At 63.5% G+C, this 10,781-nt stretch carries 8 protein-coding genes; 7 read left to right on the top strand and 1 reads right to left on the bottom strand.

From position 1 onward, the window contains the following. Positions 1-354 precede the first annotated feature (354 nt). From M1P90_RS34735 to M1P90_RS34745, 3 genes are all read left to right on the top strand, one after another. Positions 355-1,788, top strand: coding sequence for a GGDEF domain-containing protein (locus M1P90_RS34735; protein WP_483700521.1), 1,434 nt, complete (start codon positions 355-357; stop codon positions 1,786-1,788). A 77-nt stretch (positions 1,789-1,865) separates the two neighbouring features. Continuing rightward, a complete protein-coding gene (gene secG, locus M1P90_RS34740) occupies positions 1,866-2,123 on the top strand; it encodes a preprotein translocase subunit SecG (protein ID WP_483700522.1) in 258 nt (85 codons plus the stop codon). Between the two features lie 6 nt (positions 2,124-2,129). Next, positions 2,130-3,809 carry a peptide ABC transporter substrate-binding protein gene (locus M1P90_RS34745; RefSeq protein ID WP_483700523.1) on the top strand — a complete coding sequence of 560 codons (1,680 nt, stop codon included), beginning with the start codon at positions 2,130-2,132 and terminating at the stop codon, positions 3,807-3,809. A 164-nt stretch (positions 3,810-3,973) separates the two neighbouring features. Here M1P90_RS34745 and M1P90_RS34750 read toward each other — a convergent pair whose 3' ends face one another. After that, positions 3,974-4,138 (bottom strand): hypothetical protein, encoded by a 165-nt coding sequence (locus M1P90_RS34750; protein ID WP_483700525.1) that lies wholly within the window; start codon positions 4,136-4,138, stop codon positions 3,974-3,976. Positions 4,139-4,340: 202 nt separating this feature from the next. Here M1P90_RS34750 and M1P90_RS34755 point away from each other — a divergent pair, with 202 nt between their 5' ends. The 4 genes from M1P90_RS34755 to scpB all read left to right on the top strand — a co-directional run bounded on the left by M1P90_RS34755 (position 4,341) and on the right by scpB (position 10,332). After that, positions 4,341-6,218 (top strand): peptidoglycan DD-metalloendopeptidase family protein, encoded by a 1,878-nt coding sequence (locus tag M1P90_RS34755; protein ID WP_483700526.1) that lies wholly within the window; start codon positions 4,341-4,343, stop codon positions 6,216-6,218. Between the two features lie 82 nt (positions 6,219-6,300). Then, entirely contained in the window at positions 6,301-8,274 is a 1,974-nt protein-coding gene (locus M1P90_RS34760) for a GAF domain-containing protein (protein ID WP_483700527.1), read from the top strand. Positions 8,275-8,396: 122 nt separating this feature from the next. Beyond that, positions 8,397-9,497 (top strand): M24 family metallopeptidase, encoded by a 1,101-nt coding sequence (locus tag M1P90_RS34765; protein ID WP_483700528.1) that lies wholly within the window; start codon positions 8,397-8,399, stop codon positions 9,495-9,497. A gap of 280 nt (positions 9,498-9,777) precedes the next feature. Further along, entirely contained in the window at positions 9,778-10,332 is a 555-nt protein-coding gene (scpB, locus tag M1P90_RS34770) for an SMC-Scp complex subunit ScpB (RefSeq protein WP_483700529.1), read from the top strand. Positions 10,333-10,781: the final 449 nt, after the last annotated feature.

The raw sequence follows: 10,781 nt of genomic DNA on the forward strand, positions 1-10,781 counted from the left end.
AAACAGCACGCATTGTGGGAAGAGTGAAAAGCTGCACAATGACCTTGAGCGGCAATATAGTACGTATTAGCGCCAGCCTCGATTACGCTCGCCAGAATTCGGCCTAGTGTAGCCCTCCGCGCCGCAAATAGTCTGCTCGGCCATGTTGCCCCCGCCATGTCCTGGAAGTTCGTTGGTGGTGTTGTGTTGCGTTTGAATTGTTGCGGTCAGACATGTGCCACTATTGCTGTATACCAGAAGGGCTTTGCTGCTATGCACGCGCCTGAGCAAATACCACTACTACAACACATGCATGCAGCTGGCGAGTGCGATACAATAGCGTATCGGCTCCCGGGCGGCAGCTAAGGAATTGCTATGAGCACGCGCTTTTCGCAGCGATGGCAATCGGGTTTGCAGCGGTTGATGACATCCGCAACCGAGCAGACGGCCCTCGCTGAATTAGTTGAATTATGCGCCGAGCTGGCGGGCACATCGGCAGTGGGTGTGCTGAAAAGCCGGGCCGGCCAGCTCGAAGCCGCCAGCACACAGCCTTACCCTGACGATGCGCTGCACAAAACACTGCTGGCTGAAGCGACGCAGCAGCTTGCCAATGGCGCGCTCGAAGGCGCGCTGGCGCTGCATGCCCGGCGCGGCGAGGTGATGCTGACAATCCTGCCGATTGGGCCAGCGCCCGATGTGCTGGGCGTGGTTGCGCTGGCCGGTGATGCCGCAATCGAGCCTCGCTTAATGGTGAATATCAACACCGTGATGGTGCTGTGCGCGCAAACGCTGCGCAAGCTGCGCTGGCAGGCCGAGATCGAGCTGCTTTCCGAGCTGAGTGCTGCGCTGGGCACCCTGCGCGAACCTGCCGAAGTGCTGCAGCATATTGTTTCGCGCATCTCCACCATTTTTACAATTTCTAACAGCCGCATTTTCCTGCTCGACGAGCGCGTGGGCGACCTTGTGATGACGCCAGGGCCGCAAACGGGCGCGCCGAATGCCGACCCGGTGCGCCTGGCGCTGGCTGGCACGATCGCTGGCGAGGTTGTGCAAAGCGAGCAGGCGCTTATTTGCAGTAGCGATGGAAGCGCTTCCAGAACGGTCAGCGCCTATGAAACCGGCTTCGCTGGCGGCCATGTCCTGTGCGTGCCGCTGCGCTTTTCTGGCCGCGTGTTTGGCGCGCTGATGCTGGCTAACCCGCCAGAAGGTCCGCTGTTCGCCGATGAAGACCTGCGCCTGCTGACGACCGTGGCTGGCACGGTTGCGGCGCTGATCGCGAATGCGCGGCTGTATGTGCGGGCGGTGCGCGATGCCCTCACGGGCGCGTATAATCGCGGGGCCTTCAACACCGCGCTTGAGCAAAACTGGGCGCGCGTGACAGCCTGCGGCGGCGGCTTCTCGCTGATTCTGCTCGATCTCGACAACTTCAAGCATATCAACGACCGATTTGGCCATTCGATTGGCGATCAGGTGCTGCAATCGGTGACGCAGATTTTGTGGGAAGCGCTGCGCACCGACGACATGATCTTTCGCTATGGCGGCGAAGAATTTTGTGTGCTTTTGTCTGAAGTTGTCGATTCGCCAACCGCGCTGGCCATTGCCGAGCGGCTGCGCGCCGCGCTCGACTGCTCGCTGCTGATCAACGGCCTGGTGCGCGTGCCGATCTCGGCCAGCCTGGGTGTGGCGGTTCACCCGCTGCACAGCGCGCAAAACCCGCGCGACCTGCTGGATATTGCCGACGATGCCGCCTACCAGGCCAAGCGCGATGGCAAGAACCGCGTGGTGCTGGCGTCGCTGCCCAGCCATTAGGGATGGTTTGCAGCAGCCCCTGAGCGATGGTATAATGCCCCGCCGTGCTAGAAGAAACTGCCATTTAAGGAGCTGCTTTGGAAATCGCGCTGTATACCGCCTTGATTATCATCAGCCTGACGCTGGTTGGGCTCGTCATCCTCCAGGGCCGCACGGCCGGGCTGCAAAGCCGCGACACAAGCTCGATCTACCGCACCAAGCGCGGGCTGGAGAAAACACTGCATCAGGCTACGATTGTCCTGGCGGTGGTATTTCTGCTGCTGGCGCTGATCAGCAGCCTGCCGATCTTTGGAACCCCTTCGGCGGGCGTGCTGCTCTGGGCCGGGCTGCTGTAGGCAGCTGTGGCTCGTCGAATTCGCTGGCAGATCCTGATCGCGGCTCTTAGCTCGGTGCTGGTGCTGGGCCTGATGGGCTACCTCGCGGTGACGAATGCCGCCGTTTCGCGCCCGCTGGCCGGTGGCACGTATGTCGAGGGGCTGCAAGCTGTTCCGCAACAGCTCAACCCCTTGCTCAGCGACCCCGCCCGCGACCCGGCCGCCGCCGATGTGCGCGCCCTGCTGTTCGATGGCCTGACGCGCATTGGCTCGGATGGCTTGCCCGAGCTGGCGCTGGCGCAGTCGGTGGTGCAGGACGATGCCGGGTCGGTGTATACCTTCACCCTGCGCACTGACGTCACATGGCACGACGGCACGCCGCTCTCGGTTGACGACGCGCTGTTCACGCTGCGCGCAATTCAAAACCGCAGCTATGCCGGCGATCCAACTATCAGCGCGATCTGGCGCGATGTCCTGATCGACCAGGTTGGCCCGAACAGTATTCGTTGCACGCTGGCCGCGCCCTTTGCCCCCTTCCTCAGCACCGCCACCTTCCCGATCTTGCCGGCGCACCTGCTTGGCAAGCTTCAGCCCAATGAATGGGCCAGCGCGCCTTTTAACGCCAAGCCAATCGGCACCGGCCCATACCAGATTGCCGAGATCAATGCTGCACACGCGCTGCTGACCGCAAACCCAAATTACTACGCCGGTCGCCCCTTCCTCGATTCACTTGAGCTGCGCTTTTTTGATAATGGGCAGCAAGCCCGCGCTGCACTCATGCGCGGCGAGATCCAGGGCGTTGGCGGGCCAGCGTCGGGCGATCTGTCGGCAGTGGCGTTGCCGCGAGGGATTGTGCGCCACGCGATCCCGCTTGATAGCGCGGTGGTGCTGGGCTTTAACCTGGGCAGCGCGCCGCTGAGCGATCAGGGTTTGCGGCGGGCGCTGGCCGAGGGGCTTGATAAAGACCTGCTGATCAAGCAGACCTTGGATGGTGAAGCCGCGCGCCTCGATACGCCCATTCTGCCCGGCTGGTGGGCAGCCGTGCCCGACCCGCAGTGGTATGCCGCTGACCAGAATCGCGCCGCCGCCGCGCTTGAATCACTAGGCTACACTCCCGGCGCGGATGGCGTGCGCGCACGCGATGGCAAGCCATTAACCCTGCCGCTGCTCACCACCGACGACACTGACCGCGTGGCGGTGGCGAATGAGATTGCGCGCCAGTGGCGCCAGATCGGCGTGCAGGTTGATGTGCAGGTGGTGGGCGCAGATGTGCTGCGCCAGCGCCTGAGCGAGCATGACTTTACGCTGGCGCTGTATGGCTTGCAGCGGCTTGGCTCCGACCCGGATGTATACGAGCTTTGGCACTCATCGCAGGCCGACGGCGGCACGAACTATGCCGGCCTGCGCGACACACAGCTCGATGAACTGCTGTCGCTGGCGCGTGGCGAGCGCGACCTGGCAGCGCGTGCAGCGGCGTACAAAACCTTCCAAAGCCGCTGGGTCGATCTTGCGCCGAGCATTATGCTGTACCAGCCACTCTTTATCTATGCGGCCACGCAAGAGCTGGAAGGGCTGGAGCTTGATCAGCAGGGCGCGCCAGCCGATCTTGCGTCGAGCCAGCTTCTGATCGGGCGCGAAGGGCGTTTCCGCAATGTCACGCACTGGTTTATTCGCAGCGCGCGCGAGATCCAGGGCGAGCTGCGCTAGGGCTGGGAGGGCGGGCAGGCACAGTATTCTGGCAAGAAAAGGCGGCGGCGATCATCTGATCGCCGCCGCCTGTGTATAGCAAGCAGCCGAGGGCAGGCGCAAGCACACCTGCTGGCTAGATTTATGAGCTGCGACGATGCGAGCGCTTTCGACGTGGGCGGCGCTTATGCAGCCTGGCGAAAGTACTGTCCGCTCATCAGCTCGAAAACCAGTTGGTCGAGCGTGATTTCGGCTTCGTGGTATGTGCGGGCAAAACCGATCAGCTCGCCATCCAGATACATGGCGAAGTCACGGGTTTCGCGGTCGTAGACGATCTCCTTGCGGTACATACTCTTACTCGCTTTCTAGGCTCATGTCTGCTTGAGTATCGTTTTTCTCGGTATGGCGAAAGTATAGCACAGGTGTTCTAAAAATGCAAGCCCTGTTCGCAATCTCTTTTTTGCCGTATTTGCGCTTTCATGGGGCTTCCGCTATACTGCCCGCGCTGTGGCGCCCGGCCCAGCCTGGAATTGCCATCTGAACTGTTCGACTGTGGATTATTCACCCCGCCACCGCTACCGCTCGCGCCGCGCTGCTGTTGCCGCCCGCCGCCGCCGCATGCTGCTTCTTGGCGCAGCCGGGCTGGCTGTTCTGCTGCTTGGCGTTGGCCTGGCATGGCAGCTCAGGCGCCCTGGCTCGCCTGCCGTGCCCATTGCGCCCACCAGCGCCGCCGAGCGCGCCACCGACGCAGCAAATCCGACCAGCATTGCTGAGCAACCCACCACGACGAACGGCCCCGTGCCAAGCGCCGACCCGAACGCGCCGACCGAAGCCGCCTTGCCGGTGCAGCCCGCGCCGCCTTCGGCCGCACCATATTTCGACGACCGGCGGCTGACCTACGAGCCAAATTTCTACGCGCCCGACATTCAGGCATTTCTTGACGGCCAGCCCGGCGCGCTGAAAAGCATGAGTGTGCAGGTGGGTAACCGGCGCTACAGCTTCGCGCAGGAACTGGTTGGCGCGGCCAGCTACTACAGCGTGAACCCCAAGGTCATTCTGGCGCTGCTCGAGCAGCGGCAGGGCCTGCTTTCGACGCCGAACCCGACGCCCGACGAGCTGGGCTGGGCGGTGGGCTACCAGGGTGAGAATGGCAATCGGCGCGGCCTGACCGCGCAGATCCGCTGGGCGATCAAGCAGATTTTGTCGGCCAAGCGCGACTACCCGCAATACCTGCCGCTCACCTATGCCGACAATTCATCTGCGCCGCCGACGCCGGGCATGAGCCTGAGCGAGTATGCGATTGCGCGCGTGCTTGCGCCCACCACCTCGCCCGACCGGCTGCCAACCCTGCTGAATAATTTCCTGGCGGTATACACGCGCCTGTTTGGCGACCCGCGCACCGCGCCGGGCGATTGGCCGGCGACCGCCGCACCTTTCCTGAGCTGGCCGCTTGAGCAGCCCGCCGCCGTCACGTCGTTTTTCGACCACGGCGGGCCGTTTCTGACGCGCAACCCGGCGGCTGGCATCACGACCTACTGGGGCCGCACCGAAACCGACATCGCCTTTGCGTACAACGGCCACGACGGCTGGGATTATGCCGCCGCGCCGCCCGATCTGGTGCTGGCCGCCGCCGACGGCACGGTGGTGTTTGCTGGCAATGCCGACGACGGCTGCGCCACGCAAGCGGTGATCGTTGACCACGGGAATGGCTACCGGACGCTGTACTGGCACCTGGCGCGGGTAGACGCCGAGTTCGGCCAGCAGGTGCAGCGCGGCCAATCGCTGGGCGTGGTGGGCGAAAGCGGCTGCGCAGTCGGGCCGCACCTGCACTTTGGGGTGCAATACCTGGGCCGTAATACCGACCCGTATGGCTGGTGCGCTGCTACGCCCGACCCGTGGCAGCAGAACCCGGCTGGCGACCCCAGCACCTGGCTGTGGAGCGACCGGCCCTCGCCCTGCGCGCCGCCACCCGCCAACGCCATTGTGGTCGATACGGGGTCGCCGGGCTTTGCGAAAGAAGGCGACGGCTGGAGCGAGGTGCCGGTGGGCTATGGCGGCGCGTCGTTGTTTGCGCCCTCACTGCGCGGCGCGGATGCCCTTGGCCCGCTCGATCTGCGCCCGCTGGTGCGGCCGGCGATTGCGGTGTGGCGGCCCACGCTGCCGGCGGCTGGGCGCTACCGCGTGCTGGCCTACGTTCCTTATGCGCTCAGCGGGCTTGAAGATGCGCAGAATGTGCGCTACCGGCTGCGCTACCATGGCGGCGAAGCGGCGGTCGTTGTCAACATCCCGCTCCATGCCAACGACTGGGTCGACCTCGGCACCTACGATTTCGACCCGGCCGACACGCCCAGCGTTTCGATCAGCAACCTGGCCGAAGACGGCCAGCGCAGTGTGTGGGCCGACGCAATCATCTGGCTGCCCGCGCCGTGAGCCTTTGTGGCCGGCACAGTGGTATAATAGTGCTATGTTCTTCTCATAACCAAAGGATGTGTATCCGCACGGGATGAACAATATGTTTACCGCCCATTCTGCAATCCTCCCAATGTTGGTCGAGGAATTGCGCGCATCGTTGCCAAATGTCGCCGAATTGCTCGATCTGCTCGCCGCCGAGACCTCACTCGATCAGCGGCGTGCTTACCTGCGCCAGCTTGGTGCGCTCTGGTATCACCAGAACGGTGAGCCGGAAGTGCTGGCCGAGTTTGGCATGGGCCTGGCCGAGCAGTTCAGTATCGAGCCGGGCGTGACGCTGGCCGAGCTGCTGATGGCCTATGGCGCGGCGCGCGAAGAAAAACGCACCAGCGCCTGGGAAAACAACCTTGTGCGGCGCATGGCCGAATTGAGCGGTCTGCACCGCGTGATCTCGGCTGCCAACTCCACGCTCGATCTCGACACCTCGATGCAGATGGTGGTCGAAACCGTTGCCGAGGTGATTGGCGTCGAGGCGTGTTCAGTCTACCTGTACGACAAAAACAGCGACGACCTGACCCTGCGCGCCACCCGTGGCCTGAACGCGGCGGCGATTGGGCAGGTGCGCATCGGCCTGGGCGAAGGCGTGACCGGCGCGGCCGCCCGCGATGGCCGGCCGATCGCCGTGGCCGACATCTACCGCGAGTCGCGCTTTCAGCACGAGCCCATGCTGGGCGAAGAAGCGTTTCGCTCGATTCTGGCAGTGCCGATTGTGCTGTTCAGCGCCGAGCGCTTCCACGTCGGCGCGGACAAGCTGCAGGGCGTGATCACCATCCAGACCAACGGCCCACGCGATTTCTCGCCCGAGGAAGTCAACTTCGTCGAGACGGTTGCGGGCGAGCTGGCCTTCTTCATTGTGAACGCGCAGCTCTACCAGCAGACCGGCGACCAGCTTCACCAGAAGGTGCAGGAGCTGACGACCCTGCAGCAGGTCTCGAAGCGCATTGCCGAGCAGCTCGATTTGCAGGAAGTGCTGCGCATGATTGTCGCCAAGGCGGTCGAGCTGGCGCGTGTCGATCGCGCCGACATCTTTCGCTGCGGCGAGGACGACCAGCTTGAGCTGGCGGCCAGCCAGGGCGGCAGCCACGGCAACCGCGTGCTCGATTTCATTGCGCAGGCGGTGCGCGAAGGCCGCCCGCTGGCGGTGCTGAACGCCTACACCGACTCGCGCTTCCCCGACCTCGCGCAGGTTGCCGCCAGCGAAGGCTTTCACTCGCTGTTCTGCATGCCGCTGCGGGTGCAGCAGAATCGCATCATTGGCGCGATCTGCCTGTACACGCACGAGGCGCGCCACTTCGACTACGAGCAGGTGCGCCTGCTTTCGACCTTTGCCGACGAGGCGGCGATTGCGATTGAGAACGCGCGCCTGTACGACGAAAGCCAGACGGCGCTGCGCATCAAGTCGGCCATGCTGCAGGAGATGCACCACCGCGTGCGCAACAACCTGCAAACAATCTCCGCGCTTCTGGCGATGCAGCAGCGCCGGCTCGACCCGGGTGGCAAGGGCGCGGAGGCGCTGCGCGACAGCGTGGCACGCATCCAGGCGATTGCCGGCGTGCATAACCTGCTGTGCCGCGAAGACGTGGGCGTGACGACCATCGACGCAGTGGTGCGGCAGATTGTCGACAGCGCGCAGGTGAGCCTGGCTAACCCCGAGCGTCCGATTCGCTTCCAGATCTGCGGCGAGCCAGCCCGCGTCGCGTCGCGCGAGGCCACCGTGCTGGCAATTGTGCTGAATGAGCTGATCGTCAACTCGATGTCGCACGGCCTGACGGTGGAAGGCGGCAATGTGATTGTCGAAACCATCCGCGAGCCGGGCGCGATTCTGGTCGAGGTGCGCGACGATGGCCCGTCGCACGGGCCAGCTGAGTCGAGCACGTCGAACAGCGGCTTGGGCCTGCAAATCATTCGCACGCTGGTGAACGAAGACCTCTCGGGCGAGTTCGAGCTGCAGCAGCGCGACGGCTGGATGTGCGCGCGCGTGCGCTTCCCCCAGCGCGGCGAGGTGCTGGCGGCCTGATTTTCCTGCAACTGTTTTGGGCGAGCCACAGCGAAAATACTGGCGCTGTGGCTCGCTTTTTCTGCGCCATCCGGCCGCGCATCCACTATAATAGCGGCAATGCGTTTCAGAAGGAGAAGCCCATGACGAGTCGAATCGAGCGCGTGACCGCCGCGCTGAAGCAGGGCGGCATGGACGTGCTGGCGGTGGTGCCAGGCCCGAACATGCGCTACCTGGCCGGCCTGGATATTCATATGAACGAGCGCGTCGCAATCGCCTTTTTCCCCGCCGAAGGCACGCCCGCGATGGTGCTGCCAGCGCTGGAGCAGCCGCGTGCCGAGGCGCAGGCGCGCTTCCCAATTCGCTTCTACCCGTGGACCGATAGCGAAGGGCCACAGGGCGCATTACAGCGCCTTGCCGCCGACATGGGACTGGATGGCAAGCGCCTGGGCGCGGAATACACCAACATGCGCCTGCTTGAGCTGCGCGCCATCGAACAGGCCGCGCCCGAGGCCGTGGTGGGCGATGCCACGGGCATTCTGGCCTCGCTGCGCATGGCGAAAGATGGCGACGAGCTGGCGGCCATGCGCGCGGCGGTGCAAATCGTCGAGCAGGCGCTTGAGCACGCCGTCGGTCAGATTCGCGTAGGCATGACCGAGCGCGAGCTGGCGGATATCTGGGATGGCGCAATGCGTGCGGCCGGCAGCAGCCCTTCGTTCGAAACGATTATCGCCAGCGGCCCGAACGCCGCCAATCCGCACCACTCCAACACCGATCGCGCCTTTCAGCCGGGTGATTTCATCATCATGGATGGCGGGGCCTGGTATGGCGGCTACGCCTCGGATATCACGCGCACGATTGCGCTGGGCGAGCCTTCCGCCGAGGCGCGGCGCATCTACGAGCTGGTGCAGGCGGCGAATGCGGCGGGGCGGGCGGCGGCGCGTCCGGGCGCGAGCGGCGAGCAGGTGGATGCCGCCGCGCGCGCGGTGATTACAGATGGCGGCTATGGCGCGCAGTTTGTGCACCGCACCGGCCACGGCCTGGGCCTGGAAGTGCACGAGCCGCCCTACATGGTCGAGGGCAACGCCGCGTCGCTCGCGCCGGGCATGACCTTCACGGTTGAGCCGGGGGTGTATGTGGCGGGCGTGGGTGGCGTGCGCGTGGAAGACGATGTGGTGATTACTAAGGATGGGGCGGAAAGCCTGACCTCATTCAACCGCGACCTGATTATTGTGCAGCCCTAGCGCTGGCAGCTGGCAGCAAGCCGCCAAATGACGCGGCTGGCAGGTGTGGCTGGCTTGCCATCTTTCTTTCATGCTTTGTTATAGTCCAGGACTTTCGCTTGCAGCAGCGTCTCGCATCAATTCCTTGTCACTTTTTTGCGCTGGAGCGCAAAAAAGTGACAAGAAAAGAGAGGCTTCCTTGCCCGCCGGCTCTCCTGAGCTTGCCGAAGGGCAGGCGTAAAATCCGTCTCAGGTATGCTACTCGGCCAATGTGAATAAACGCCGACCGGGTATGGGAATTATGGAACAACCACCGCTTTTTGATCTGCCAACGCCACCCGCGCCAAGCGCAGTGCAGCTGCTCGAAAGCCTCTTGTTCGTCGCGGGCGAGCCGCTGGCCGTGGCGCAGCTGGCACAGGCGCTGGAGCTGCCCGCCGACGCCGTTGAGGCGGCGATCGAGGGGCTGGCAACAGCCTGCGCCGGGCGGGGCATTCGCGTGCAGCGCCACGGCGACCATATTCAGCTGGTGTCGGCGCCCGAGTCGGCGGCGGTGATCGAGCGCTTTCTGGGCGTGCAGCCGCAGGCCAAGCTTTCGGCCGCCGCGCTCGAAACCCTGGCGATCATCGCCTACCGCCAGCCGATCACGCGCGCGCAAGTCGATGCGCTGCGTGGTGTCGATAGCAGCGGCGTGATTCGGGCGCTGCTGGGGCGCGACCTGGTGGCGGAAAGCGGGCGACTCGAGACAGTTGGCCGGCCAATTCTGTATGCCACCACCGACGAATTTCTGCGCCAGTTCGGGCTTGCGCACCTGGCCGAGCTGCCGCCGCTGGAGCTGCCCGAGCTGGCCAGCCCATAAGAAAAAGCGGCAGTTTGCCGGCCGGCCAATGCCCGATTTCTCCACATCCCAATTATTTTCTCCACAAGGATGTGGAAAATACTTGACAGCATTTGCAAAACACAACATCGCATTCCAGCGGCAAATCGAACAGGTGTAAAAACATTTGTTCTATAACTTATCCACAACGCCTCACATCCGGCTCGACATATGCGGATGAAAAAGGCGGTTTCTACACAATCACTACCTCTATACGCACCCTAACCTGTATAAGCAATCGTAATAGATCTACGGGGTGATCTGGCTTGAAAAGTTTAGTGGCATGGAGTATGATCATCAGCGCTACCCGATAGTTTCATCTGCGCTTAACCCTCTGCTACAGAGAATGATTCGCCAGTGATGCCGAACAGTTTGTGCGTGTTTATGCGAGCACGCCGTGGCTTTTTGCGCGGTCGTAAACGGAGGTTGGA

Source organism: Kouleothrix sp. 19917, from assembly GCF_057073505.1.

Excerpts from the sequence above, each read along its gene's own strand:
- M1P90_RS34735 (WP_483700521.1), top strand. The coding sequence starts at position 355 with ATGAGCACGCGCTTTTCGCAGCGATGGCAATCGGGTTTGCAGCGGTTG.
- M1P90_RS34750 (WP_483700525.1), bottom strand. The coding sequence starts at position 4,138 with ATGTACCGCAAGGAGATCGTCTACGACCGCGAAACCCGTGACTTCGCC.
- M1P90_RS34760 (WP_483700527.1), top strand. The coding sequence starts at position 6,301 with ATGTTTACCGCCCATTCTGCAATCCTCCCAATGTTGGTCGAGGAATTG.
- M1P90_RS34765 (WP_483700528.1), top strand. The coding sequence starts at position 8,397 with ATGACGAGTCGAATCGAGCGCGTGACCGCCGCGCTGAAGCAGGGCGGC.
- scpB (WP_483700529.1), top strand. The coding sequence starts at position 9,778 with ATGGAACAACCACCGCTTTTTGATCTGCCAACGCCACCCGCGCCAAGC.